We start from the raw sequence: 24,283 nt of genomic DNA on the forward strand, positions 1-24,283 counted from the left end.
CGCCGCAGCGCAACGAAAAGCCGCCCCGAGGGGCGGCTTTTTCATTTCTTCGGGTAGCCATGCACACGCTCCCAACAGTCGTCGCGCAGCTCCTCGGCGTGGCTACGGATGCTGTCCCAACCGTTCTGCCGCAGCGCCTCCCGGGCCTCTCGACGTACCGCCTGCCATCCGGGGTGGGCATAGATGTCGAAGTCGAAGCAGCCCAGCGCTTCCTCGGGCAGCTCGTTGCACAGCGCCCAGACACGCCTCAAGGCATCGCGAAAACTCCCGGCCTGGTGACCCGGACAGCCTTCGAGCCACTCGTGCAACGGCACGACCTTCTCCGACCAGGTAGAGCAGCCCGGGCAACTGCCGATGGTCTCTCTCTGCATGGCACCGTCAAGGGCCAGGAAATCGAGCGCCAGGAACGCCTCTGCGCTGAGCAGGACCCATCGATGCTCATCCTGCCCGTACCACGTCCAGATGAAACTGCCCGGCTCGTTCATGTCGGCTCCTGCGCCGAGGGAAAAGGCGCGACGATAGCGTAATCAGTCTGCGCCGAGAAAGCTCAGCACCGCGCCTTCGAACGCCTGCGGGAACTCGACGTTCGACAGGTGCACCGCCGGCAGCGTAACCAGCCTGGCCCCGGCAATCGACGCGGCGATCAGCTCGCCGTGGCTGGCGGCGGTGACCGTGTCGTACGCCCCTGCGATCACCAGGGTCGGCCGCTCGATCCGCGCCAGTTGCGCGCGCAGGTCGGTATCGCGCACCGCCGCGAAGGAGCCGGCCAGGCCGTGCCGGTTGGTGGCCATGAGCATCGCCCGGAAGCGCTCGACGACGGGCTCGGCGCGCTCCAGCAGCGCCGGCGGAAACCAGTTGCCGAGGAAACCCGCGGCGGTCTCGCTCATGTCCTCGGCCTGCAGCACCGCGGCGATGCGCTCGTCCCACTGCGCCGCCGGGCCGAGCCAGGCCGAGGTGTTGGCCAGCACCAGCCGCTCGATCCGCTGCGGCGCATGCAGCGCCAGCCACTGGCCGACGATCCCGCCCAGGGACAGGCCGAGGAAATGCGCGCGCCTTACCTCCAGCGCGTCGAGCAGCTCCAGTACGTCCTCGCCCAGCCGGGCCAGGGTGTAGGGCCCCGGCGGCACGCTGGAGGCGCCATGGCCGCGGGCGTCGTAGCGCAGGACGCGGAAGTGCCGGGTCAGTGCCGGGAGTTGCGCATCCCACATGTGCAGGGTGGTGCCGATGGAGTTGGAGAGCGCCAGCAGCGGTTTCTCTGCCGCACCATCCAGGCGATAGGCGAGGCTGGCGCCGTCGCTGGTAGCGAGAAAAGACAGGTTGCCCATGGGAGCCTCCGGGGTCAGGGTGATTGCCATGCACGCCAGGCTAGTTGCGACGGTCCCTGGGAAAAACTACAAAGAATGGAACGACTCTGTCAGGGAAGCTGACATGCACGACTTCACCCTCCACGACCTCCAATGCTTCGACGCGGTGGTCGACGCCGGCGGCTTCCAGGCCGCCGCACAGCGCCTGCACCGCTCCCATCCGGCGGTGTTCGCCGCCGTTGCCCGGCTGGAGCGCCAGCTCGGCCTGGTGCTGCTGGAACGGGGCGGCTACCGGGTCGGCCTGACCGCCGCCGGTCGCTCCTTCCACCAGCGTGCCCAGGCCCTGCTCTACGAACTGGAAGGGCTGCGTGGCCACGCCGCGCACCTGGCCCAGGGCGAGGAAAGCGAGCTGCGCGTGGTACTGGGCGACCTCTGCCCGCCGCGCCCGGCCCTGGCGCTGCTCGCAGGGTTCTTCGGCAGCCAGCCGCAGACCCGCCTGCAATTGCTGTTCGAAACCGTCAGCGGCCCGCTGGAGCGCCTGCTGGACGGCGAGGCCGACCTGATCCTGCATCGCGTGGACAAGTCCGACCCACGTCTGGAATGGCTCGACCTGTGCAGGGTCGGGCTGGTCCCGGTCATCGCGCCGGGCCTGCTCGGCGATCCTCCGCCGCGACCGGTGCGCCCGGAACAACTGCGCTCCTTCGCCCAGTGCGTGATGCGCGACAGCGCCCGCCATTCTCCGCCGACGGACTATTTCATGCTCGCCGGCGCGCGACAGTGCAGCGTGCCGGACCAGCGAACGAAGAAAGAGGTGATCCTCCAGGGCCTCGGCTGGGGGCACCTGCCGGACTTCCTGATAGACGAGGAACTGGCCGACGGCCGCCTGCTCGCACTGGCCGGGCCGCATCTGCCAGGACGCAGCGAAGAGGTGGTGGCGGCGCGCCGGCGCGATCGCGCGCAGGGCCCGGTAGCGGAACGCCTGTGGGCGTTCCTGCGGGACAACGCTACAGCGCTACGGGAGAGCGGCATGGATACCGGTGGCGATGACTCGGCAGGCGCCAGGCGTCCTCGGTGAGAAACTGGCAGATATCGCCAGGCGCTATTCGCCCTACCCCCCACACTCCCCCGGCATCAACGTCGGCTTGCCGCCAGCTATTCCGCCATCTTGCGCAACGCCTCGCCATCCAGGCGATAGCGCACCCACTCGTCCTGCGGCAGCGCGCCGATGGAGCAGTAGAAGTCGATGGCCGGCTGGTTCCAGTCCAGCACGCTCCACTCCAGGCGTCCGCAGTCGTTGGCCACGGCCTCGCGGGCCAACTCGCGGAGCAGCCGGCGACCGGCGCCGACGCCACGGTATTCCGGGGTGACGTAGAGGTCTTCGAGGTAGATGCCGTTGCGCCCCAGCCAGGTCGAGTAGCTGTAGAAATACACCGCATAGCCGATCGGCCGGCCCTCGCTCAGGCACATCAGCGCGCGGGTCGGCGAGCCTTCGGCGAACAGGCTGCGGCGGATGCCTTCGACATCGGTGACCACCTCGTGGCGGGCGCGCTCGTAGTCGGCCAGTTCGATGATGAAGGCAAGGATCTGTTCGGCGTCGGCCGGTACGGCGGGACGGATTTCGAGAGTCATGGGCAACCTTCCGGTGGGGGATCCGGCCATCCTAGTGCGACTGCTAAGATGCATGAAGTGCATTCTTCTCATCGGCAACTGAATAACATGCATCCCCTGCTGCGCCGCCTCGATCTCAACCTCCTGCTTGTCTTCGACGCCCTGTATCGCCACCGCAACGTCGGCACCGCAGCCAGCGAACTGGCGATCAGCGCCTCGGCCTTCAGCCATGCGCTGGGGCGCCTGCGCCAGGGGCTGGACGACGAGCTGTTCCTGCGCCAGGGCAACCGCATGCAGCCGACCCAGCGTGCCGAGCACCTGGCCGCTGCGGTGGCCGCCGCCCTGCGCGCCCTCGGCGAGGGGCTGGAAGAGTGGCGGCCGTTCGTACCGGGACAGAGCCAGCGCACCTTCGTCTTCGCCGCCACCGACTACACCGCCTTCGCCCTGCTTCCGCCGCTGATGAACCGCCTGCAGCACAGCGCGCCCGGAGTGCGCCTGCGCCTGGTCAATGCGGAACGCAAGCTGTCGGTGGAGGCCCTGGCCAGCGGGCGGATCGATTTCGCCCTCGGCTACGACGAGGAACACGAGCGCCTGCCCGAAGGCATCCAGGCCCATGACTGGTTCGCCGACCGCTACGTGGTGGTAGCGCGGCGCGACCACCCACGCCTCGCCGGGGCGCCGACGCTGGAGGGCTACCTGGCCGAACGGCATGCGGTGGTGACGCCGTGGAACGAGGACAGCGGGGTGATCGACCGGCTGCTGGCCCGCTCCGGCCTGCGTCGCGAAGTGGCGGTGCAACTGCCGACGGTGCTGGCGGCGCTGTTCCTGGCAGGCTCCACCGATTTCCTGCTCACCGCTCCGCGACATGCCGCACGGGCCCTGGCGGAAGCCGCCGGCCTCGCCCTGTATCCCGCGCCGTTCGACATTCCGCCCTACGTGCTGCGGCTCTACAGCCACGTCCAGCATGTCGGGCGTGACGCCCATACGTGGATGATCGGGCAGTTGAAGGGCCTGGATATTTCCCGGACGGGCTGAGCTTCGCGCCGCGCACCGTCGACGGGCGCGGCGGTAACACTGGGCACAATTATTGTGCACAATTTTCCCAATGCGGCCTCCTGGCGTCCCGCTTTTTTCCCTCTCCCTCGTCCGTCCGCATAAGCCTATGAATCGGTTCGAAATTCTTACCTGATCGAAGCGACAGCTTTTTCCCAAGCGGTTTCAGGGGCTTGCCGCCGAAAGGCCAGTTTGCGCAGAGCGCGGAAAATTCGGTCGAGGATCGGTTGGCACATAACTGGCTTAAATCTTCGAAATTCTTGTATACAAAAACAACAGACGAACCCGACCTCGCGCCGAGTTCTTCCGACTGCCGGAGGAGACCGCCATGTCCAGCACCCCGAAGCCGCCCGCCTCGCCCCGCGAGTTTTCTCCCTCGCTGCTCGACCTCGGCACCCTGGAAAGCCTCGACAGCCTGCCGCGCGCCGGTCAGCGGAGCGCGGAGTTCTCCGCCTCACTGCTCGACCTGGGCACTCCGGCCAGTCTCGACTGCCTGCCACGCGCCGGGCTGCGCGCAGCGGAGTTCTCGGCGGCGCGCCTGGACCTGGGCACTCCCGCCAGTCTCGATTGCCTGCCCCGCGCCAGCCATCACGCCGGCCCCGAACTGCCGCCGCTGAGCCCGCGCCTGTACAGCGCCGATCTCGCCCCGACCAAGGCCGAAGGGCGCCGCTGGGGACGCTACAGCCTGTTCGCGCTGTGGACCAACGACGTGCACAACATCGCCAACTACTCCTTCGCCATCGGCCTCTTCGCCCTCGGCATGAGCGGTGCGCAGATCCTCGCCGCGCTGGCCCTGGGCGCGCTAATGGTCTACGGACTGATGAACCTGTCCGGCTACATGGGCCAGAAGACCGGGCTGCCCTACCCGGTGATGTGCCGCATCGCCTTCGGCATCCACGGCGCGCAACTCCCCGCGCTGATCCGCGCGGTGATCGCCATCGCCTGGTTCGGCATCCAGACCTATCTCGCCTCCATCGTCCTGCGCGTGCTGCTGACGGCGATCTGGCCGGGGCTCGCAGCCTACGACCAGGACGCCATCCTCGGCCTGTCGAGCCTGGGCTGGGCGACCTTCGTCGCCATCTGGTGCGTGCAACTGCTGATCTTCGCCTACGGCATGGAGATGGTGCGTCGCTACGAATCCTTCGCCGGACCGGTGATCCTGCTCACCGTCGCCGCCCTCGCCGCCTGGATGTACCTGCGCGCCGGCGCCTCCATCGCCTGGTCCAGCGGCGAACCCATGAGCGGTTCGCAGATGTGGTTGAAGATCTTCGGCGGCGCGGCGTTCTGGGTGACCCTGTACGGCACCATGATCCTGAACTTCTGCGACTTCGCCCGCGGCTGCCCGGACCGCCGCACCATCAGCGTCGGCAACTTCTGGGGGCTGCCGGTGAACATCCTGCTGTTCGGCCTGTTCGCGGTGGTCCTCTCCGGCGCCCAGTTCAGGATCGACGGCCAGCTCATCCAGAGCCCCACCGACATCGTCGCCGCGATCCCCGACACCCTCTTCCTGGTGCTGGCCAGCCTGGCGCTGCTGATCGTCACCGTGGCGGTGAACATCATGGCCAACTTCGTCGCCCCGGCCTACGTACTCACCAACCTGGCGCCGAACCTGCTGAACTTCCGCCGCGCCGGGCTGATCAGCGCGACCATCGCAGTGCTGATCCTGCCCTGGCACCTGTACAACAGCCCCGGGGTGATCCTCTACTTCCTCGGCGGCCTCGGCGCGCTGCTCGGCCCGCTGTACGGGATCATCATGGTCGACTACTACCTGGTGCGGAAAGGCCGGGTGAACCTGCCGGAGCTGTACACCGAAAGCCGCGCCGGCGCCTATCACTACGCGCGAGGGGTGAACCCGCGGGCCATCGCCGCGTTCGTCCCGGCGGCGATCATCTCCACCCTGCTGGCATTGTTGCCGGCATTCGCCGAGCTATCGCCGTTCTCCTGGTTCTTCGGCGCCGGCCTGGCCGGCCTGATCCACTACGCCCTGGCCAAGCGCCGCACGGCCTACCGCGAAGTTTCCGGCGAAGCGATCGCGGTGGACAGCGTGCAGCACTGACGGATACCTGGCCGGCCTGGGCGCGACACCCGCCTAGGCCGGCAGTAGCGCCTGCAATTCTTCCTCGATCGCATCCAGCGCCTGGAACGACCGCTCGACGCGGGCCACCGCGACCGCCCCCTCCAGCGCCGCGAGGATCAGCCAGGCACGCGAGGCGGCGAGCTTTTCCGCCAGTCCGTCGGCGCGCAACGCACGCTCGATGCTGGCGTGCCAGGCGCGGAGCGCCCGGCGGCATTCAGCGTGCACCGGGGCCAGCTCGGCGTCGATGCTCAGGCTGGTGGAAAGCACCGGGCAGGCCTCTTCGAAACGCGAATGCTCCAGCCAGCCACGCAGGGTCGCGGTGAACTGGCGGAGGACGTTGCGCGCATGGGGGGCCTGGGTCCCGGCGCGGTCGAGGAAGGACGCCACCTCGTCGGCGACGAAGCCGATCGCGGCGCTGGCGATCTGCGGCTTGCCCTCGGGGAAATAGTGATAGAGCGAGCCTTTCGGCGCCTCGGCGCGAGCGATGATGTCGCTCAGCCCGGTGCCGAAATACCCGCGGCTGGCCAGCAGCGAGGCGGTGGCATGGACGATCCGTTCGGCGGCATTGGACTTCTTCGGCAAACCTGACTCCCCAACTCACGGCAGACGACCGGGCAAGCATGCCCGAGCCTCAGGGCAGATGAAACACGCCGCTGGCGCTGGCCACCAGGCGCTCGCCGCTGTGCAGCCGGGCCGAGGCGAAGGCCATGCGCTGGCCGAGCTTGTCGACCCGGGTATGCACCTCCAGCCAGTCGCCGACCCGCGCGACCCCGCAGAAGTCCAGGCGCAGGCCGACGGTGACCATCGGCTGCGGCGGTTCGCGGGAGAACGCCATGGCGTAGCCGAGGCCAACGTCGGCCAGGGTCGAGAGCAGGCCGCCGTGGGCGGTGCCACCGTGGTTGCAGTGCTTTTCGTCGATGCGCAGCGCCACCACCAACTGGCGCTGGGCGTCCTGCCGGCAGAAGAAAGGACCGAGCAGGTCGAGCAACGGACTGCTGCGGAACAGCGGCTGGAACCCTTCGGGGACGTTCATCACGGTGCGGCCTCCGTTTTATATAGACTGGTCTATATAAAATATGCCCGGACGCTGAATCCACCAGCGCCGCGAAGGTCTTATCGAGGCGCTGAATGGCGCTTCATCAGGACGGCGCCCTGGGCGCCGCCCGCACTCCCTCTCAGCGGCTCATCGGACCGCGCACCGGCCGCTCGCGGGCGTGGCTGGTCGCGCTGAGCGGCGCGCCGGCCTCGCGCAGCGCCTGGCGCTGTTCGGCGACCGGGGTCTGCGCGGTGGCCTTCTCGAAACGCGCCAGATGCTGGAAGGCCGGCAGGGCGAAAGCGTCAGCCAACAGGCGCGCCAGGCGCGGCCAGCGCTCGCCGTCGACCTGGTAGCGCGCCAACTGGGCATTGCGGAACAGGCAGGCGACGGCGACATCGGCGATGGACAGCTCGCCGCACAGCCAGCCGCTCGGCGGGACCCGCCCTTCCAGGTAGTTGCAGATCGACGGCAGGTCTTCGTCGTAGGTGCGTTGCAGGATCGCCTGGTCGGGTTCGCGCTGCCAGATGCCGCGGTTGATCACCAACTGGTGGAACAACTGCCAGATGATCACCTGGCCCAGCCGCGAATCGGCGTACTCCTCCAGCCAGCGGGCCTGGGCGCGCTGGCCGATGTCGGCGGGATACAGGCTCGGCTGCGGGTAGCGCTCCTCCAGGTACTGGCAGATCACGCTGGAATCGTTGAGGACGAAGTCACCGTCCACCAGCACCGGAATCTGGCGCAACGGACTGAGGCGCTCGAAGGCCTCGTCGCCGAAGAACGGCACGATGGGGTCGATGCGGTAGGCGATGCCTTTCAGTTCCAGCAGCACCAGCACCTTGCGCACATAGGGGGACAGATAGGAACCGATGATCAGCAAAGGTTCGGCCACGGCGAGACTCCTGTTCTTGTTATGGGAACACCGATCCTCCGGCAAACCAGCGGGACGACTCAAGTGGCTTCCCGACGGACGCCAATTGCAGGGATAGTCGCACTTTGCGATCATTTGCGAATAATTCTCGTTTTTCCATTCAATCCCGTTTCGGGATGGGGAGCGGTCGTGTCGGCGGGTGACGTCAGCAACAGCGAATTCGTGGGTAGCCTGTACCGGGACCACCGCGGCTGGCTGCTTGCCTGGCTGAACCGCAACCTCGGCTGCCGCCAGCGCGCCGAAGACCTCAGCCAGGACACCTTCGTTCGCCTCCTCGGCCGCCCGGAGCTGCCCGGCCTGCGCGAACCGCGCGCGTTCCTGGCGAAGGTGGCGCGCGGTCTGATGATCGACCACTTCCGCCGCGCCGCCCTTGAGCAGGCCTATCTCGCCGAACTGGCGCTGGTTCCGGAAGCGGAGCAGCCTTCGGCCGAAGAGCAGTACCTGATTCTCGAGGACCTCCGCGAGATCGATCGCCTGCTTGGCACGCTGTCGCTGAAGGCGCGTAGCGCGTTTCTCTATAGCCGCCTGGACGGCATGCCCCACGCGGAGATCGCCGAGCGTCTCGGAGTCTCGGTGCCGCGCGTGCGCCAATACCTGGCCCAGGGTCTGCGCCAGTGCTACATCGCCCTCTACGGAGAGCCCCGGTGAGCGCCGACGATCGTCATTCGCCGGTACGCGCGCGGGTGCTCGACGAAGCCATCGCCTGGCAATTGCTGCTCGACTCCGGCGAAGCCCATCCCGACGATCACCGCGCCTTCCACCGCTGGTACGCGGCGCATCCCGAACACGAACGCGCCTGGGAACAGCTCGGCGGCCTCGACCGGCACCTGGCGAGAGCCGCCAACGGGCCGGCGCGCAACGCCCTGCTGTCCGGCAACGCACGCTTCAAGCGCCGCCTGCGCCGGCTCGGCGGCAGCGCCCTGGGGCTAGTGCTGGCGCTAGGCGTCGGGCTCGGCGTGGCCAACCGCTACGTCCCGGTCCGCTACCTGCTGGCCGATGCCTACAGCGCCACCGGCGAGCAGCGCGAGCTGACCCTCCCGGATGCCACTCATGTGCGCCTGAACAGCCGCAGCGCCATCGACGTCCGCTTCGACGGCGAACGCCGCCAGGTCGTGCTACTGGCCGGCGAGATCCTGGTGGAAACCGCCCATGGCGACCCGCGCCCCTTCGTGGTCAGCAGCGCCGATGGCGACATGCGCGCCCTCGGCACGCGCTTCCTGGTGCGCCGCGAGGAACCCGGCACGCGCCTCACCGTGTTGCAGTCGGCGGTGGCCGCGCGCGCGGAAACGCTCAGCGAAGAGCGTGTGATCAAGGAAGGCCAGCAGGTGCTGATCCTGCCGCAAGGCCTGCAGGCCAGCGAAGCGGCCCCGGCCCTGGCCGGCGCCTGGGCACAAGGCATGCTGGTGGTAGAGAACGCCCGGCTGGCCGACCTGGTGGCGGAACTGGGGCGCTATTCGCCGGCGCTGCTGCGGGTCGACCCGAGCATCGCCGACCTGCGCGTCACCGGCAGTTTCCCGCTGAACGACACCCGCCTCGCCCTTCAGGCTTTGGAGCCGAGCCTGCCGGTGCGCAGCGTGAGGCACAACGCCTGGTGGTTCGAAGTGGTGCCACGCTGAACCGAACGGGCCGGCGAAAAATTTTTCCCGCCGGCCCTATCACTTTTTCCGACTCGTCCGGCAAGGAGGCATTGAGACTCGTTTCCATCCAGGAGCCCCGCACATGCCCCGCCCGACGTTCCGTCCCGGCCTGCTCGCCCTAGCCATCGCCCTCGCCGTTCCCGCACCGTTCCTCCACGCCGCCCCGGCCGAACAGGCCAGCGTGCGCGACTACCGCATCGCCGCCGGGCCGCTGGCAGGCACCCTGAACCGCATCGCGGCCCAGGCCGGCCTGGTCCTCACCCTGGACCCGGCGCTCGCCGAAGGACGCAGCGCCCACGCCGTACAAGGTCGCTTCGACGCGCCCGGCGCATTGCGCGAAGCGCTCAAGGGCAGCGGCCTGGAGCTGGTGGAAAATGCCGGCGGCACCTACAGCCTGCGCAAGGTGCCGGAAGACACCCTGTCGTTGCAGGCGATGACGGTCAGCGGCGCCGAGGAAGACCCACTGGGGCCGACCAGCGGCTACGTGGCCAAGCGCAGCATGACCGGGACCAAGACCGATACGCCGATCCTCGAGACCCCGCGCTCGATCTCGGTGGCGACCCGCCAGCAGATGACCGACCGCGCCGTGCACAACCTCGACGACGCGGTGCGCTACATGCCCGGCGTCGTCGCCAGCAGTTTCGGCAGCGACTCCCGTTCCGACTGGTTGAAGGTGCGCGGCTTCAAGCCGACCCAGTTCCTCGATGGATTGCCGATGGCGACAGGCTCATACAACAACCCGAAGCTGGAGACCTGGAATCTGGAGCGCCTCGCCCTGCTCCGCGGCCCGGCCTCCTCGGTCTACGGCCAGACCCCGCCCGGCGGCATGCTCGACATGGTCAGCCTGCGCCCGCAGGGCATCGCCAGCCATGAACTGAAGGCCGAGATCGGCAACTACAACCACAAGCAGGTCAGCTTCGACAGCACCGGCCCGATCGACGACGAGGGGCGCTTTCTCTATCACCTCTCCGGCGTGGTGCGCGACAGCAACACTCAGGTCGACCATATCGACGACAAGCGCTACAACATCGCCCCGAGCCTGACCTGGAACATCGACGACGATACCCGGCTGACCTTCCTCAGCCAATTCAACCGCGACGATACAGCCGCCACCAGCCAATTCTTGCCGTTACGCGGGACCAAATACGACGCTCCGTTCGGAAAGATCTCCCATCACAAAAACCTCGGCGATCCGGACTGGGACTTCTACGACCGCACCTACTATTGGTTGGGCTACTCCTTCGAACGGCGCATCAACGATGTCTGGCAGTTCCGCCAGAACCTGCGCTACCTGCGCAACGACCTGTCGTTCCAGACGCTTACGCCAACCAGCAGTATCGATGCGGCCAGCGCCGACGGCACCTTACAGCGCATGACGACCTCGGTGGACGAGGACATCAGTCAGTTCGTGGTAGATAACAATTTCCAGGCTGACTTCGAGACCGGTGCGCTGCGCCATACTCTCCTGCTGGGTATCGATCACAACCGCACCCGCACCGACTACACCTCGATCTACAACTTCACCGGTGTGCCGCCGACCAACGTCAACAACCCGATCTATGGTCAGCCAATTCCCAAGCCATCGCGCTCTAGTGCGTTCTATGACTACCGACAGAAGACTTATCAGACCGGGCTCTACGTCCAGGATCAGATCGCCCTCGACAACTGGCGCCTGACCCTCGGCGGCCGCGAGGACTGGGTACATGCCGGCGCCACGTTCTACAATCAGAACGATGCCACCAACACCAGCCGCGACAAGAAATTCAGCGGTAACGCAGCTCTGAGCTACATCTTCGACAACGGCCTGGCGCCCTACCTTTCCTATGCGGAGTCATTCCAGCCAAGCACAGGCGCCGACGATATAGGCTCCAACAAGATGTTCAAACCCACCGAAGGCAAACAATGGGAACTGGGCGTCAAGTATCAACCCGTAGGCTCCGATTCGCTGTTCACCGCAGCCGTCTACGACCTACGCCAGGAGAACGTGAGGGTCACCGACAACGTCAATGGGACACCCACTACCTCGCAGGCTGGCGAGGTTAAGGTCACCGGCTTGGAACTGGAAGCCACCAGCAACGTCACAGACAATCTGAAAGTGATCGGCTCCTATAGCTACACCGACACCGAAGTGAAAAAAGGCCAGTACGCAGGCAACCGCCTGCAACAGGCGCCGCGCAACCAGGCCTCGCTATGGGCCGACTACACCTGGCACGAGGGTACGCTGAACGGTTTCAGCGTGGGTGCCGGCGCCCGCTACGTAGGCTCGACCTATGGCGACCAGGCCAACACCTACGACGGCTACGCCGGCTCGTACACCCTGTACGACGCCGCCGTGCGCTACGACCTGGGCCAATTGAACGGCAGCCTGAAAGGCGTCAGCGTGGCGGTCAATGCCAACAATCTGTTCAACAAGGACTACCTGGCGTCCTGCGACGGCTACTACTGCTACTACGGCGACCAGCGCAGCGTGGTGGGCAGCGTCAGCTACAAGTGGTGAGCGACGCGTCACAGGTGCGCAACGGCGGATAACCGCTTCGCGGTTATCCGCCCTACCGCAGAACGTACCTTCCGGGCACCGGATGCCCTCCTCCCGCCTGTGGGAGAGGGCCGGGATATCGGTAGCCGGCGCATCGGGGAGGAGCTGCATTCCGGGCGCCGGAGATCGTCGTTCACCCCGCGATCCGACCCCACAGCGCGCTGGCGTCGTCGTGGATCTTGAAACGCGGGAAAGCCAGGGCCTGGTCGTCGCCCTGTTCGATCTCGCGCAACTCGTCGAGCATGGCGCTCACTCCGACGTCCTCGAGGCGCCGCAGCAACTGTTCGTCGGTATAGCGGCGGAAAGGCTCGACCAGCCGGTCGAAGCCGTCGGTCATCAGCACGAAGGAACGCAACGCGGCGAGCGGCAAGGTCTCGCGCTGCACCTGGCCGAGCCAGCGGTCGCTGATGTCCAGCGCCCAGTAGCCCTCGGGCTTGTTCATCAGCAGGCGGTTCTGCCGCACGCGCGGGCGGCTGGCCTTGAACAGTTCGGCGTGATCCCACTGCGGATGTTCCTCGCGCATCCGGCAGAAATGCGCCAGGGATTGCCGGTCCAGTTCGTACAGGGCCGAATCGCCGAAGCTGCGTACCTGGCCGTCGGCGCCTTCGACGAGAATCCGGCTGTCGCCGATGTTGAGCAGTTCGATTTCTCCGCCGCGAATCCGCAGCAGGCTCAGGCAGGCCGCCGGCATGTCTTCGAGGTCGTGCCAGTCGCGGCCGCTCTGGGCGCGGAAGTCGCCCTGGATATCGTTGAGCAGGCGCCGCAGCAGGGTCTCGCTGGATTGCTCGGGCTCGACTTCCAGCAGCAACCGCAGGTGCCGGTCCACCGCCTGGGCCAGCCAGCGCGCGTCGCTTTCCACGCCCAGCACGCTGCGACCGATGCTGGTGGCACCGTCGATCACCCAGGCGGCCTGCGCCGTGCAGCCCAGCGCATCGTCGTTCACCGCGCCCCCCGCGCGGCATTCCGCCCCGAGTATTTCCACTGTGGCCATTCGCAGTTCCTCCTATGCTCAATGCGCTGCCAGAATAGCAAGACAGAGCCTTTCCACGTTCCGCTCGTCGTTCCGGGAGAACCGTATGCGTCACCTGCCCTACCCGCTGCTGGGCCTGTTCCTGGCCCTGTCGTCGACCGGCGCCGCCCTGGCCGGCGAACAGTACTACCCGCTGGACAAGGGCTCCGCGCCCTACGCGGTCGCGCCCAGTGCACAGGGTGCGGTCTGGTACGGCGCGGACGGCGGGCATTCGCTGGGGCGCCTCGACCCGACCAGTGGCGAGAGCGTGCAGGTGCCGCTCGGCGAAGGCGCGCGGCCGCGAGCCATCGTCAGCGACGAGAGCGGCAACGCCTGGGTGCTCGACAGCGGCCTCAACGCCATCCTTCGCATCGGCGGCGAGCGCCTGGGCAGCGAACGTTTCCCGCTACCGGCCAAGGCCGCGCCGGCCGGGCTCGAGTCCGCGGTATTCGACGACGACGGGCGCCTCTGGTTCACCGGCAGCCGCGGCTTCCACGGTCGCCTCGACCCAGCCAGGCGCCTGGTGGAGGTCTGGCCCTCGCCCCAGGGCAAGGCGGCGAACGGCATCTGCGTCACCCCGGACGGCGAGGTCTGGTACGCGCAGGACGACGCGCTGGTGCATGTCGATCCGCTCGACGGCAGCGCCGAGCGGTTGCCCGCGCCTGAAGGCACGAAGGCCTTGCGCGGGATCGGCGCCGACTCCATCGGCAGGCTCTGGGCCAGCGACAGCGGTGGCGCCCGGCTGTACCGCTACGATCCCAGCGATGCCTCGTGGCAGAGCTGGCCGCTGCCGGACAGCCAGGCCCGCCCGGACAGCCTGCGGGTCGACGCCATGGACCGTGTCTGGCTGCACGACGCCGCCAGCGGGGCGCTCTTGCGTTTCGACAGTGAGCAGGCGACATTCCGCGTCCTGCCCAGCGACCGGCCGGCGCCCGGCAACGCCCTGCTCGGCGGTCGCCCCGGAGAAACCTGGAGCGCCGAGCCTGCCGCCGATCGTCTGCGCGTCGTCCGCGACTGATCCTTCCAAGGAGCCCGCATGAGCGCTACCCATACGCTGTTCTACGCCGCCGCCTCGCCCTTCGTGCGCAAGGTCCTGGTCCTGCTCCACGAAACCGGCCAACGCGAGCGCGTGGCGCTCGAGGAAGTCACGCCGACGCCGGTCGCGCCCATCCGGCAGCTCAACGCCAGCAACCCGGCCGGCAAGATTCCCGCCCTGCGCCTGCCGGACGGCCAGGTGCTGCACGACAGCCGGGTGATCTGCGACTACTTCGACCAGCAGCACGTCGGCGAACCGCTGATCCCCCGCGAAGGCAGCGCCCGCTGGCGACGCCTGACCATCGCCTCGCTGGCGGACGCCGTCCTCGACGCCGCGGTGCTGTCCCGCTACGAAACCTTCGTCCGCCCCGAGGAGAAGCGCTGGGACACCTGGCTCGAAGCACAGCGGGAAAAGATCGCGCGGTCCCTGGCGTGGCTGGAGGGCGACTGCATCGCCGAACTGCAGGCGCGCTTCGACATCGCCGCCATCGGCGTCGCCTGCGCCCTGGGCTATCTCGACCTGCGCCAGCCGGAGTGGGACTGGCGCGGCCGCTACCCGCGACTCGCCGCCTGGTTCGCCGAAGTCAGCCAGCGCCCGTCGATGCAGGCCACCCGCGCCTGACCCCGAGGCCCGCCGACGCCTGCTGCCGCCGCAGGCGCTCGGCGCGTTGCAGCCAGGCCGCCGAGGGGCCGGGGAACAGCAGGCCGATCCGCGCCGCCAGGCGCTCGCCGTCGCGACGGTCGTCGCGCAGGCCGACATAGCCATTCATTTCCAGCACACCAGGCGGAACAGCAGCAGGCCCAGCAACAGCGCGCTCTGTCCGAGCCCCATGCAAAGCTCCAGGAAGGAGCGCACGTGCGGATTGCCGGCGGCGCCCTCGATGCCGCTGAGGCCTTCCCAGAATCCGTCCGGCATCAGCACCAGCATGGCGTGGGCCAGGGGCTTGCCGCTGGCGATCCAGTACTCGATCAGGCCGAACTTGCCGAAGAACAGCAGAAAGATCAGGATCACGCCGCTGACCAGCAGGCCGAGGGCGGCACAGAGGGTGAACTCGAAGAACAGGCGCATGCTTTTCCTCCTTGGAAATCGGCGGCGGCCGGCGCCGCCGCCTTCGTCGTCAGGCCCTGGCGGGTACCGCCGGGAAGTCCTTGCGGCCGACCCCGTACCAGTCCAGGCGGCGGGTCAGCACCATCACCGCGGCAAGCACCGCGAACAGCAGCAGCGAGCCCATCAGCAAGGCGTAGTCCTCCGCGCTCAGCAAGCCGTAGAGCAGGCCGTACAGCCCTGCCAGGCCGGCGCTGAAGCCCAGCCCTCGGGCCACGCTGCGCAGGACGAAGCACAGGTAGAAGCCGATCAGGCCGACGCAGGCTCCGGCGGAGACCAGGTAGGCCAGCTCGAAGCCGACGTGCTCGGCCAGCGACAGCAGCAGCAGGTAGAAGAACGCCAGCGCCAGGCCGACCAGCGCGTACTGGACCGGGTGTACCGCCAGGCGCTTGAGCACCTCGAAGAGGAAGAAGCCGGCGAAGGTCAGGGTGATGAACAGCAGCGCGTACTTGATCGCGCGGTCGGCCTTCAGGTACTGGTCCACCGGATCGACCAGGCCGACGCCGAAGGCGCGCGCCTGGAAGCCGTCGCAACGCTGCTCCTCCACGCAACTGCGCAGCGCCTCTTCCATGTTGGTGGCGAAGAAGCTGGTCTGCCAGCGCGCGGTGAAGCCCTGGGCGGTGATCTCCCGCTCGCTGGGCAGGAACTCGCCGCCGAAGCTCGGGTGCGGCCAGTCGGCCTTCAGGATGACCTGGCTGTCGCGGCCCACCGGCACGATGTCCAGCCGCTCGCTGCCGAGCAACGACAGGTCGAAGGCGTACTCCAGGCGCTGCGCCTGGCGCCCGTCGACGCCTTGCAGCGGTGCGTGCACACCGCTGCCGAGCAGGCCGACCCGGCTACCCGGCTCGAAGTCGACGCTGGCACCGTTGAGGGACAGGCGCAGGGCATTCTCGATGCCGCGGATGTCGCTGATGCCCATCGCCAGGAACGGCGTTTCGAACTGGTAGTCCTCCAGGTCTTCTTCGATGCCATAGTGCGCAGGCACCTGGAAGTAGCCGGCAACCTTGTTGTCGACGTGGTACAGGCGCGCCTGGTAGATGCCGCGGTAGCGCAGCTCGGTGCGCATCTGCCCGTCGAGGGCGAAGCGGTCGGGCAGGAAGTACAGCTCGCCGCGCTGCTCGCGCTCCTGCAACACGCGCTTCTCGGTCTTCTCCTCGGTGACCCACTCGCGCACCGTCCTGCGGTACGGCACCACCAGCAGCGGGCCGGTGAGGCGCTGGCTGTAGCTGGAGCTGCGGGCGATATCCTGCAGCACGCCGTCACGAACCTCCTGGCGATCGCGGATCAGGCCGTCGATCATCAACAGGGGAATCAGCAATAGCAGGATGAGTAGGGCGATGGCGCCGAGCTTGTAGGCCAGCGTGCGGTTCATGGGGGGACTCTCCGTCGGGGTGATGGCGGAAAGTCTGCGGCGCCGTGATGGCGGGCTTCGGGTCGCCGTGTGGAGAGTCGATGGAGTTTCCGTGGAGACGCCTCAGCCGCGCGGCAGCCAGAGCAGCGCCTCGACGCCGTCGTCGCGGTTGCCGACCTGCAACCGGCCGCCATGCAGTTGCGCCACCTCGGCGACGAAGTTCAGTCCCAGCCCGGTGCTCTTGCGCCCGCTGGCCGGGCGCGGCAGCGAGTAGAAGCGTTCGGTGAGGCGCGCCAGGGCGTAGTCGGGAATCGCCGGCCCCTGGTTGAACAGGCGCAGGGCGATACCCTCGCCGTCGGCCTCGGCGAGCAGGCGAAGGATGCCGCCGGGCGGGGTGAAGTCGAGGGCGTTGTCGAGCAGGTTGGCCAGCGCCTGGCGCAGCAGGAACTGCTCGCCGCGAACCTCGCAGGGACCTTCCAGGCGGTTCTCCACCCGCAATCGCTGGCGCTGGATACGCGCCGCCTGGCCTTCCAGCAGGGACGCGGCGATCTCCCGCAGGTCGACCTTGCCGACCTCCTCCAGGCCTTGCCGCTGCTCCACCTGGGCCAGGCTCAGCAGGCGCTCGATCAGTTGTTGCAGGCGCTCGCTCTCGCCGGCGATGTTGCCGACGAAGCGCGCCCGCTGCTCGGCCGGCATCTCGCCGTCGAGCAACTCGGCGGCGCCACGGATCGCCGCCAATGGGCTCTTCAGTTCGTGGGTCAGGGTATGCACGTAGCGCTCGACGTAGTCCTTGCCTTCCAGTTGCGTGCGCATGCGTTCCACCGCGTCGGCCAGTTGCGCCATCTCGCCGCCGCGATAGCGCGGCAGCTCGGCGCGGCGCCCCTCGCTGACCGCCTGGGCGTACTGGGTGAGGCGCCGCAGCGCGCCGCTGAGCCACCAGGAGAGCAGGCCGCCGACCAGCAGCCCGAGGGCGATCAGCCCGGCACCGAGCCAGGCCAGGCGCCGCTGCGAGCGGTCGATGTAGGGTTGCAGGCTGCTGTTCGGCTTGGCCACCGAAACCACCCCGATGATCTTCCCACCATCCTTGATCGGCGCCGCCACGTACATCACCGAGGAATCCGGGTCGTCCGGGTCTTCGCGGCTGGAGCGCGCGCCGTACTGGCCCCGGAGAGTCAGGTAGACGTCGTTCCAGCGCGAATAGTCCTGGCCGACAGCCACCCCGGCGGAGTCCAGCAGCACCTTGCCGCTGGCGTCGGTGACGTAGATGCGGTGGTTCACCGCCTCCTTGCGCAAGCCCCAGATATCCGCCTGCGGCACCCGCTTGCCGTAGTCCTCGAGCATCTCCGGCAGGTCGCTCTGTGCCAGGGTGCCGTTCTTCACGTCCTGGCGGAGGATCTCGGCGAGCAGGTTGGCGGTGTCCACCAGGGTTTCCTCGGTGGACTGGCGCACGCCGGGGCGCACTTCGTCCATCACCGTGCTCAGCACGAAGTAGCCGGTGAGACCGACGAACAGGAAGTAGACCAGGAAGATCCGAACGCCGAGCGGCATCAGGCGTGGTCCGGGCTGTAGCTGTAGCCCAGGCCGCGATGGGTCTGGATCGCTTCGCCGCGTTCGTTCACCTGGCGCAGCTTGGCGCGCAGGCTCTTGATGTGGCTGTCGATGTTGCGCTCGTAGCCGGCCTCGCTGGCGACGCCGAGGGCGTCGAGCAACTGCTCGCGGCTGAATACCCGCTCGGGCTGCCCGAGCAGCGTCTGCAACAGGCGGAACTCGTGGCGAGTGAGGTTGAGCGGGGTGTCGCGGTAGTGGATCCGCACGCGCTCCTCGTCGACCTGGAACGGCCCGCTCGGCGCGGCCCCTTCCAGCGCCGCCGGGCGCGGCGCCATGCGCTTGAGGATGGCCTTGACCCGAGCCGCCACCTCGCGCGGGCTGAACGGCTTGACCACGTAGTCGTCGGCGCCGATCTCCAGGCCGACCACGCGGTCGATCTCGGCATCGCGCGCGGTGAGGAAGATCACCGGCACCTCGGAGAACCGCCGCAGGCGCTTGCAGGCCTCGAAACCGCTGATGTCCGGCAGACCGACGTCGAGGATCAGCAGATCCGCCGGCTGGCGCTCCTGCAACGCCAGCGCCTCGCCGGCGAGGGTCACCCAGGTGGTGGCGAAGCCTTCGGCCTGCAGGGCGTAGAGCAGGGTGTCGGCAATCGCGGCTTCATCTTCGACGATCAGGATATGCGGCATGGCGTGACGGCGGCTGACGGGAATGCCGGAACGGTGCCGCAAGCCGGCGCGCGCGTCAATCGCGCCGCCGGTGGCGTAGGACGCTTACTTGCAGGTGGGCTTGTCGGCGACGAAGCGCTCGGAGGGATCGACCGCGACGTGGAATTTGCGCAAGCCCTTGGTGCCCATCAGGAACGGATAGTTGAAGGCGCTGCGGTCGGTGAGGTTGACCTCGATGGTCTTCATCGCTCCGCCCAGGCAGACCTGCAGGTCGATCACCGGGCGTTCGCTCAGGCGGTCCTCATCCTCGTCCTCGCCGTTGCGGTTGTCGGCGCGGTTCTTGATCTTGCCGATGCGCGCCAGCTTGTGCTCGAACACCGAGCCGTCGGCCTCCTTGGTGGCCAGCCGGAAGCGCACCCACTCCTCGCCGTCGCGCTGGAACAACTCGATGTCCTTGGCCGACAGCGAGGAGGTGTAGGCGCCGGTGTCCATCTTCGCCTGCAGGGTGCGGTCCAGCTCCGGCAGGGAGACCCATTCGTAGCGGCCGTAGAGGTTGGGCTCGGCGGCGAGGACCGGCAGGGCGAACAGCGAGAGCAAGGCAAGGGCACGCTTCACGCGGGCATCTCCTGAAGTGATACGAGGTCCACATAGGACTAGCACGGCGCGGTTTCGTTCGCCACGCCGGCGGCTTGGGCGGCGCGGCGCGGATGCGTATGATGGGCCGCGTCGACCCACACCCAGGACAGGGAAACCAACCATGCGGGAACTGTTGACCGGCCTGACCAGCAGCCTTCTGCTGCTTCTCAACACGCTGATCCTGATCGGCCCGATGATGCTGATCGCACTGCTCAAGCTGGTGCTCCCCGGCCAGCGCCTGAAGGACCTCTGCTCCAGGGGCGTGATGTGGATCGCCGAGACCTGGGCGGAGATCGACAAGTGGATCTTCGCCACCTGCACGCCGACGGTCTGGGACGTGCGCGGCGCCGGCGACCTGCGCCAGGACACCTCGTACCTGGTGGTGAGCAACCACCAGTCCTGGGTCGACATCCCCGCGTTGATCCAGGTGTTCAACCGGCGCACCCCGTACTTCAAGTTCTTCCTCAAGAAGGAGCTGATCTGGGTGCCCTTCCTCGGCCTGGCCTGGTGGGCGCTGGAGTATCCGTTCATGAAGCGCTATTCCAAGGCCTTCCTGGAGAAGCACCCGGAACTCAAGGGCAAGGACCTGGAGATCACCAAGGCCGCCTGCGAGAAGTTCAAGCGCATCCCGGTGACCGTGGTGAACTACCTGGAAGGCACGCGTTTCAGCGAGCAGAAGAAGGCCCGGCAACAGTCGCCCTATCGCCACCTGCTCAAGCCCAAGGCCGGCGGGGTGGCCTTCGTCCTCGCCGCGCTGGGCGAGCAGCTGGACGCCCTGCTCGACGTCACCGTGGTCTACCCAAGCGACAAGGTGCCGGGATTCTGGGACCTGCTCTGCGGACGGGTGCCGAAGGTGATCGTCGACATCCAGACCCGCCCGATCGATCCCGCCCTGTGGCAGGGCGACTACGAGAACGACCCGGTGTTCCGCCAGTACGTGCAGGAATGGGTCTCGCGCATGTGGGAAGAAAAGGACGAACGCATCGCCCGCTTGCGGCAACTGCGCTGAAGTACCGGCCGAAACACACCCATCTCGTAGGGCGAATAACCGCAACGCGGTTATCCGCCGTTTCCACGGAGCGGCGGCGGATAACGCCGAGGGCGTTATTCGCCCTACCGGTGCAGGCAACGAATATCCGGGCGCCGCACCCACTTCGTAGGGCGAATAACCGCAGCGCGGTTATCCGCCGATCCGCTGGCGGCAGATCAGAGCAGCGACGAGCCGCCCGCCTTGCTCACTCCCCAGAGATTGCTCAGGCTGCCCAGCAGCTCGCTGTTGGCGCCCTGCTTGCCGAAGTAGTCGACCAGCACCTGGGCGAACTTCTCGGTCATCCCGCTATCCATGCCCAGGGTGCCGAAGGCCTTGTTCACGTCGCCCATGCTGTCCGCATTGCCGAGCAGCGAACCGAGGCCCTTGCTGTCGCCGCCGCTCTTGCCGAGCACGTTGCCGAGCCCGCCGAGACCGGCCAGGGCGTTGTTGCCGGCCAGCTTGTCGAGGCCGGGGATGGTCTTAACCAGTTGCGAATAATCGTTGCCGGCCAACTGGTTCTTGGCCAGGCCGAGCAGGGCGCCGGTACCGCCGACCGCCTGCTCCTGGCTGACCCCGAGCTGGCCGGTGAGTGCGCCGAGCAGACCGCTGGTCTGCGGGGTGGTGGCTACCTGGGCGGAGTCGCCCTGGGACGCCCCGGCGACCGCCTTGGCGGCATCCCCGAGATTGAAGGCGAACGCGGAGGCGGCGCTGAGCAGCAGGGCCGCGGCCAGGGTAGCGTGAGTGGTGACGCGCATCGGCAATTCCTCATGAGATATCGAACGCCCCGGCCGCATTCGCAGGCCGGGGTGAGATTTCGACCGGCCGGCCGGTGCCTTGTTCCCCAACCTTGGTCGGGTCACTTGGCCTTCGGCTTGTCGGCCTTGCCCTTGGCGGCGGCGCCTTTCTTCGCCGCCGGCTTCCTCGCCGCCGTCGCGCGGCCCCTGGGCGTCTCGCCGGCACCGGACTTCTTGCGTGCCGCCGGCTTCGGCGCGGCGCCCTTGCGGTAGCCGACGCCGTCCTTGGCGTCGTAGAAGAAGGTGACCGTCTCGCCCTCCTTCACCTCGCCCTTGAGCATCGCCGTGGCCAGGCGCGTCTCCAGTTGCTGGCGGATCTGCCGCTTCAGTTCGCGGGCGCCGAACTCCGGCTGGTAGGCCTCTTCGGCGAGGTGGCCGACCAGGCTGTCGTCGATGTGCAGGTAGATGTCCTGGGCGTGCGCGGCGCGCTTCACCCGCTCCAGTTGCAGGCGGACGATGTCCTCGATCTGCGCCTTGCTCAACGACTCGAAGACGATCACCTCGTCGAGGCGGTTGAGGAATTCCGGGCGGAAATGCCCGCGCAGGGTAGTCATCAGTTCGCGCTTGAGCTTCTCCGGCGGCTGGGCGAACTCGCCGGCCTGGGCGTTCTTCATGATCAGCTCGGAGCCGAGGTTGCTGGTGGCGATGATGATGGTGTTGGTGAAGTCCACCACGCGCCCCTTGCCGTCGGTCAGGCGGCCGTCGTCGAACACCTGCAGGAGGATGTTGTTGACGTCGGCGTGGGCCTTCTCGATCTCGTCGAGCAGGATCACGCTGTACGGCCGCCGGCGCACCCGCTCGGTGAGCTGGCCGCCCTCGTCGTAGCCGACGTAGCCCGGCGGCGCACCGATCAGCCGGGACACCGCGTGGCGCTCCATGTATTCGCTCATGTCGATGCGGATCATCGCGTCTTCGTCGCCGAACACCACCTCGGCCAAGGCCTTGGCCAGCTCGGTCTTGCCCACCCCGGTCGGGCCGAGGAACAGGAAGGTGGCGATCGGCCGGCTGCCCTGGCGCAGCCCGGCGCGGGCCAGGCGCACGGCGTCGCTGACCGCGGTGATCGCTTCCTGCTGGCCGATCACCCGCTGGTGCAGGCGCTCTTCCATCTGCAGGAGCTTCTCGCGCTCCTCGGCGGTCAGTTCGGTGACCGGGATGCCGGTGAGCTTGGAGATGATCTCGGCGATGTCCTCGACCCGCACCTCCTCGGTCTTCGACCCCTGGGTCTGCTGCCAGCGCTCGGTGATCTGCTCGAGGTGTTCCTTGCGTTCCTGGATGCGTTTCTCGAAGACCTTCGCCTCGTCGTACCACTTGCGGCTGGCGGCGTAGTCCTGCTCGCGCTTGAGCTGCGCCAGCTCGGCCTCCAGTTCCTGGATCTCGGCCGGCCGCGAGGTGCTGGCGATGCGCACGCGGGCGGCGGCCTGGTCGATCAGGTCGATGGCCTTGTCCGGCAGGAAACGGTTGCCGATGTAGCGGTCGGACAGCTCGGCGGCGGCGACGAAGGCCTCGTCGCGGATGGTCACCTTGTGGTGGCCTTCGAGCTTGTCGCGCAGGCCACGGAGGATGGAGATGGTCTGCTCCACCGTCGGCTCGGGGACGAACACCGGCTGGAAGCGCCGCTCCAGCGCGGCGTCCTTCTCGATGTACTTCTGGTACTCGTTGAGGGTGGTGGCGCCGATCAGGTTCATCTCGCCACGCGCCATCGCCGGCTTCAGCACGTTGGCCACGTCCAGCCCGCCTTCGCCGCCGCCCTGGCCGGCACCGACGATGGTGTGCACCTCGTCGATGAACAGGATGATCTCGCTCTGCGCCGCCTGCAGTTCGTCCATCACCTGCTTGAGGCGTTCCTCGAACTCGCCGCGGTACTTGGCGCCGGCGACCATGGCGTTGATGTTCAGTTCGACCAGGCGCTTGTCGCGCAGCACCTCCGGCACCTCGCCCTGGACCATGCGCTGGGCCAGGCCTTCGACGATGGCGGTCTTGCCGACGCCGGGCTCGCCGATCAGCACCGGGTTGTTCTTCTTGCGCCGGGCGAGCACCTCGATGGTGGTCTCGACTTCCTTCGAGCGGCCGATCACCGGATCGAGCTTGCCTTCGCGGGCCAGCCGGGTCAGGTCGCGGCTGAACTTGTCCAGTTGCGGAGTGTTGCTCGGGCCGTCCACGCGGCCGTCCTCGGCGCCCTTGCCGACCACCTTGACCGCTTTCTGCCGTAGCGCCTGCTCGGTCAGGCCGTACTTCTTCAGGAGCGTCCCGGCGAAGCTGTCCGGCACCGCCGCCAGGCCGAGCAACAGGTGCTCGGGGCCGACATAGCTGTGGCCGAGTTCGCGGGACAGGGCGAAGGCATGCTGCAAGGCGCTCTTCACCCGCGGCGAAATGGTCATGTCCTCGCTCGCCTCGCCCTTGCTGGCGCCGCGCACGGCGTTGGCCTCGATGTACTGCTTGAGGTCGGCCGGCGACAGGCCGAACTGCTTGAGCACCGCCTGCACCACGTCGGCGTCGGCCAGGGCGTAGAGCAGGTGCTCGGTGTCCACTTCGCGCTTGCCGAATTCGGCAGCGACCTGCGCGGCGCGTTGCAGGTACTCGGTGGTCTGCTTGCTGAAGTATTCGGCGATGTCCACCGCCTCCGGCTCGCGGGCGCGCACCGGGGTGACCGGGCTCTGCTCGCCGAAGCCGGAGAAGATCTCGTCGAACGGGCTGCCGCCGCCGAACAGCGACTCCAGCGGCGAGCGCATGCGCTGCTGGCGCATCAACTGGCGGTAGTGCAGTTCGCAGAGGGCGAGTTCGCGGCGCTGGCCGTTCTGTACCAGGCTGACGCGGGCGACGGCGGGACGTTCGTGGCAGATAGCGCAAAGTTCCTGGGCCATGGGAGGACTCCTGTTTCCACGGAAGGTGGGCTTCGGCGACGGCAGCGGCGACCGGGGTCGCCGAGCG

The 24,283-nt window shown here is 67.7% G+C and carries 24 protein-coding genes; 9 read left to right on the plus strand and 15 right to left on the minus strand.

The window, feature by feature from the left end:
- Nucleotides 1–41: 41 nt before the first annotated feature.
- Nucleotides 42–485: a hypothetical protein gene (locus ACTJJX_RS03130; RefSeq protein ID WP_003105223.1), complete on the minus strand. Its 444-nt coding sequence runs from the start codon at nt 483–485 to the stop codon at nt 42–44.
- A 42-nt stretch (nt 486–527) separates the two neighbouring features.
- Complete coding sequence (pcaD, locus tag ACTJJX_RS03135; protein WP_003105224.1) at nt 528–1,325, minus strand: 3-oxoadipate enol-lactonase; 798 nt, start codon at nt 1,323–1,325, stop codon at nt 528–530.
- Nucleotides 1,326–1,428: 103 nt separating this feature from the next.
- Here pcaD and ACTJJX_RS03140 point away from each other — a divergent pair, with 103 nt between their 5' ends.
- A complete protein-coding gene (locus ACTJJX_RS03140) occupies nt 1,429–2,379 on the plus strand; it encodes a LysR family transcriptional regulator (RefSeq protein ID WP_016852386.1) in 951 nt (316 codons plus the stop codon).
- A gap of 77 nt (nt 2,380–2,456) precedes the next feature.
- On the opposite strand, the gene ACTJJX_RS03145 is transcribed toward ACTJJX_RS03140, so the two are convergent.
- Nucleotides 2,457–2,933 carry a GNAT family N-acetyltransferase gene (locus ACTJJX_RS03145; RefSeq protein WP_016852385.1) on the minus strand — a complete coding sequence of 159 codons (477 nt, stop codon included), beginning with the start codon at nt 2,931–2,933 and terminating at the stop codon, nt 2,457–2,459.
- Between the two features lie 87 nt (nt 2,934–3,020).
- Between ACTJJX_RS03145 and ACTJJX_RS03150 the strand changes: the two genes are divergently transcribed.
- Nucleotides 3,021–3,947: a LysR substrate-binding domain-containing protein gene (locus ACTJJX_RS03150; protein ID WP_016252899.1), complete on the plus strand. Its 927-nt coding sequence runs from the start codon at nt 3,021–3,023 to the stop codon at nt 3,945–3,947.
- A gap of 346 nt (nt 3,948–4,293) precedes the next feature.
- A complete protein-coding gene (locus ACTJJX_RS03155; RefSeq protein ID WP_016852384.1) occupies nt 4,294–6,021 on the plus strand; it encodes an NCS1 family nucleobase:cation symporter-1 in 1,728 nt (575 codons plus the stop codon).
- 33 nt (nt 6,022–6,054) lie between these two features.
- On the opposite strand, the gene ACTJJX_RS03160 is transcribed toward ACTJJX_RS03155, so the two are convergent.
- The 3 genes from ACTJJX_RS03160 to ACTJJX_RS03170 form a co-directional block, all read right to left on the minus strand.
- Nucleotides 6,055–6,624 (minus strand): TetR/AcrR family transcriptional regulator, encoded by a 570-nt coding sequence (locus ACTJJX_RS03160; protein WP_003084771.1) that lies wholly within the window; start codon nt 6,622–6,624, stop codon nt 6,055–6,057.
- Nucleotides 6,625–6,673: 49 nt separating this feature from the next.
- Complete coding sequence (locus ACTJJX_RS03165) at nt 6,674–7,078, minus strand: PaaI family thioesterase (RefSeq protein ID WP_003118845.1); 405 nt, start codon at nt 7,076–7,078, stop codon at nt 6,674–6,676.
- A 139-nt stretch (nt 7,079–7,217) separates the two neighbouring features.
- A complete protein-coding gene (locus ACTJJX_RS03170) occupies nt 7,218–7,967 on the minus strand; it encodes a glutathione S-transferase family protein (RefSeq protein ID WP_003084765.1) in 750 nt (249 codons plus the stop codon).
- Between the two features lie 168 nt (nt 7,968–8,135).
- On the opposite strand from ACTJJX_RS03170, the gene ACTJJX_RS03175 reads away from it, so the two are divergent.
- The 3 genes from ACTJJX_RS03175 to ACTJJX_RS03185 all read left to right on the plus strand — a co-directional run bounded on the left by ACTJJX_RS03175 (nt 8,136) and on the right by ACTJJX_RS03185 (nt 12,140).
- The gene (locus ACTJJX_RS03175; protein ID WP_003084762.1) at nt 8,136–8,654 is read left to right on the plus strand and encodes an RNA polymerase sigma factor; all 519 of its coding nucleotides are present in this window, start codon (nt 8,136–8,138) and stop codon (nt 8,652–8,654) included.
- Nucleotides 8,651–9,622: a FecR domain-containing protein gene (locus ACTJJX_RS03180; protein WP_016852383.1), complete on the plus strand. Its 972-nt coding sequence runs from the start codon at nt 8,651–8,653 to the stop codon at nt 9,620–9,622. Before ACTJJX_RS03175 ends, ACTJJX_RS03180 begins: the two co-directional genes overlap by 4 nt.
- Nucleotides 9,623–9,725: 103 nt before the next feature.
- Nucleotides 9,726–12,140 carry a TonB-dependent siderophore receptor gene (locus ACTJJX_RS03185; protein WP_016852382.1) on the plus strand — a complete coding sequence of 805 codons (2,415 nt, stop codon included), beginning with the start codon at nt 9,726–9,728 and terminating at the stop codon, nt 12,138–12,140.
- Between the two features lie 172 nt (nt 12,141–12,312).
- Here the strand turns inward: ACTJJX_RS03185 and ACTJJX_RS03190 are convergent, their stop codons facing one another.
- On the minus strand, nt 12,313–13,170 hold the full coding sequence (locus tag ACTJJX_RS03190; protein WP_003084748.1) for a PP2C family serine/threonine-protein phosphatase: 858 nt from the start codon (nt 13,168–13,170) through the stop codon (nt 12,313–12,315).
- 85 nt (nt 13,171–13,255) lie between these two features.
- On the opposite strand from ACTJJX_RS03190, the gene ACTJJX_RS03195 reads away from it, so the two are divergent.
- Together ACTJJX_RS03195 and ACTJJX_RS03200 are read left to right on the plus strand one after the other, a co-directional pair.
- Entirely contained in the window at nt 13,256–14,206 is a 951-nt protein-coding gene (locus ACTJJX_RS03195) for a Vgb family protein (RefSeq protein ID WP_003099948.1), read from the plus strand.
- 18 nt (nt 14,207–14,224) lie between these two features.
- A complete protein-coding gene (locus ACTJJX_RS03200; protein ID WP_003117918.1) occupies nt 14,225–14,845 on the plus strand; it encodes a glutathione S-transferase in 621 nt (206 codons plus the stop codon).
- On the opposite strand, the gene ACTJJX_RS03205 is transcribed toward ACTJJX_RS03200, so the two are convergent.
- The 6 genes from ACTJJX_RS03205 to rloA2 form a co-directional block, all read right to left on the minus strand.
- The gene (locus ACTJJX_RS03205; RefSeq protein WP_003084739.1) at nt 14,808–14,993 is read right to left on the minus strand and encodes a hypothetical protein; all 186 of its coding nucleotides are present in this window, start codon (nt 14,991–14,993) and stop codon (nt 14,808–14,810) included. The genes ACTJJX_RS03200 and ACTJJX_RS03205 overlap by 38 nt on opposite strands.
- The gene (locus tag ACTJJX_RS03210) at nt 14,990–15,292 is read right to left on the minus strand and encodes a hypothetical protein (RefSeq protein WP_003084737.1); all 303 of its coding nucleotides are present in this window, start codon (nt 15,290–15,292) and stop codon (nt 14,990–14,992) included. The genes ACTJJX_RS03205 and ACTJJX_RS03210 overlap by 4 nt, the downstream gene beginning before the upstream one ends.
- Nucleotides 15,293–15,341: 49 nt before the next feature.
- Nucleotides 15,342–16,700, minus strand: coding sequence for a cell envelope integrity protein CreD (gene creD, locus ACTJJX_RS03215; protein ID WP_003099944.1), 1,359 nt, complete (start codon nt 16,698–16,700; stop codon nt 15,342–15,344).
- A gap of 102 nt (nt 16,701–16,802) precedes the next feature.
- Nucleotides 16,803–18,227, minus strand: coding sequence for a two-component system sensor histidine kinase CreC (creC, locus tag ACTJJX_RS03220; protein WP_003113267.1), 1,425 nt, complete (start codon nt 18,225–18,227; stop codon nt 16,803–16,805).
- Nucleotides 18,227–18,916 (minus strand): two-component system response regulator CreB, encoded by a 690-nt coding sequence (creB, locus tag ACTJJX_RS03225; protein ID WP_003084734.1) that lies wholly within the window; start codon nt 18,914–18,916, stop codon nt 18,227–18,229. Before creB ends, creC begins: the two co-directional genes overlap by 1 nt.
- A gap of 84 nt (nt 18,917–19,000) precedes the next feature.
- On the minus strand, nt 19,001–19,510 hold the full coding sequence (rloA2, locus tag ACTJJX_RS03230; RefSeq protein WP_003084733.1) for a retropepsin-like aspartic peptidase RloA2: 510 nt from the start codon (nt 19,508–19,510) through the stop codon (nt 19,001–19,003).
- 142 nt (nt 19,511–19,652) lie between these two features.
- On the opposite strand from rloA2, the gene ACTJJX_RS03235 reads away from it, so the two are divergent.
- Complete coding sequence (locus tag ACTJJX_RS03235) at nt 19,653–20,540, plus strand: acyltransferase (RefSeq protein ID WP_003099939.1); 888 nt, start codon at nt 19,653–19,655, stop codon at nt 20,538–20,540.
- A 197-nt stretch (nt 20,541–20,737) separates the two neighbouring features.
- Here the strand turns inward: ACTJJX_RS03235 and ACTJJX_RS03240 are convergent, their stop codons facing one another.
- Nucleotides 20,738–21,316: a DUF2780 domain-containing protein gene (locus tag ACTJJX_RS03240; protein ID WP_003084725.1), complete on the minus strand. Its 579-nt coding sequence runs from the start codon at nt 21,314–21,316 to the stop codon at nt 20,738–20,740.
- A 101-nt stretch (nt 21,317–21,417) separates the two neighbouring features.
- Nucleotides 21,418–24,216, minus strand: coding sequence for an AAA family protein disaggregase ClpG (gene clpG / locus ACTJJX_RS03245; RefSeq protein WP_003084722.1), 2,799 nt, complete (start codon nt 24,214–24,216; stop codon nt 21,418–21,420).
- Nucleotides 24,217–24,283: the final 67 nt, after the last annotated feature.

It is taken from the genome of Pseudomonas sp. 22490 (genome assembly GCF_052044465.1).
Lineage (GTDB): Bacteria > Pseudomonadota > Gammaproteobacteria > Pseudomonadales > Pseudomonadaceae > Pseudomonas > Pseudomonas aeruginosa.

Bases quoted from the DNA above. Each gene is read 5' to 3' on its own strand.
- ACTJJX_RS03150 (WP_016252899.1), top strand. From the start codon at position 3,021: ATGCATCCCCTGCTGCGCCGCCTCGATCTCAACCTCCTGCTTGTCTTC.
- ACTJJX_RS03235 (WP_003099939.1), top strand. From the start codon at position 19,653: ATGCGGGAACTGTTGACCGGCCTGACCAGCAGCCTTCTGCTGCTTCTC.
- ACTJJX_RS03130 (WP_003105223.1), bottom strand. From the start codon at position 485: ATGAACGAGCCGGGCAGTTTCATCTGGACGTGGTACGGGCAGGATGAG.
- ACTJJX_RS03210 (WP_003084737.1), bottom strand. From the start codon at position 15,292: ATGCGCCTGTTCTTCGAGTTCACCCTCTGTGCCGCCCTCGGCCTGCTG.
- ACTJJX_RS03200 (WP_003117918.1), top strand. From the start codon at position 14,225: ATGAGCGCTACCCATACGCTGTTCTACGCCGCCGCCTCGCCCTTCGTG.
- ACTJJX_RS03195 (WP_003099948.1), top strand. From the start codon at position 13,256: ATGCGTCACCTGCCCTACCCGCTGCTGGGCCTGTTCCTGGCCCTGTCG.
- ACTJJX_RS03205 (WP_003084739.1), bottom strand. From the start codon at position 14,993: ATGAATGGCTATGTCGGCCTGCGCGACGACCGTCGCGACGGCGAGCGC.
- pcaD (WP_003105224.1), bottom strand. From the start codon at position 1,325: ATGGGCAACCTGTCTTTTCTCGCTACCAGCGACGGCGCCAGCCTCGCC.
- clpG (WP_003084722.1), bottom strand. From the start codon at position 24,216: ATGGCCCAGGAACTTTGCGCTATCTGCCACGAACGTCCCGCCGTCGCC.
- ACTJJX_RS03190 (WP_003084748.1), bottom strand. From the start codon at position 13,170: ATGGCCACAGTGGAAATACTCGGGGCGGAATGCCGCGCGGGGGGCGCG.
- ACTJJX_RS03155 (WP_016852384.1), top strand. From the start codon at position 4,294: ATGTCCAGCACCCCGAAGCCGCCCGCCTCGCCCCGCGAGTTTTCTCCC.
- ACTJJX_RS03145 (WP_016852385.1), bottom strand. From the start codon at position 2,933: ATGACTCTCGAAATCCGTCCCGCCGTACCGGCCGACGCCGAACAGATC.
- ACTJJX_RS03185 (WP_016852382.1), top strand. From the start codon at position 9,726: ATGCCCCGCCCGACGTTCCGTCCCGGCCTGCTCGCCCTAGCCATCGCC.
- ACTJJX_RS03240 (WP_003084725.1), bottom strand. From the start codon at position 21,316: ATGCGCGTCACCACTCACGCTACCCTGGCCGCGGCCCTGCTGCTCAGC.
- creC (WP_003113267.1), bottom strand. From the start codon at position 18,227: ATGCCGCTCGGCGTTCGGATCTTCCTGGTCTACTTCCTGTTCGTCGGT.
- creD (WP_003099944.1), bottom strand. From the start codon at position 16,700: ATGAACCGCACGCTGGCCTACAAGCTCGGCGCCATCGCCCTACTCATC.
- creB (WP_003084734.1), bottom strand. From the start codon at position 18,916: ATGCCGCATATCCTGATCGTCGAAGATGAAGCCGCGATTGCCGACACC.
- ACTJJX_RS03140 (WP_016852386.1), top strand. From the start codon at position 1,429: ATGCACGACTTCACCCTCCACGACCTCCAATGCTTCGACGCGGTGGTC.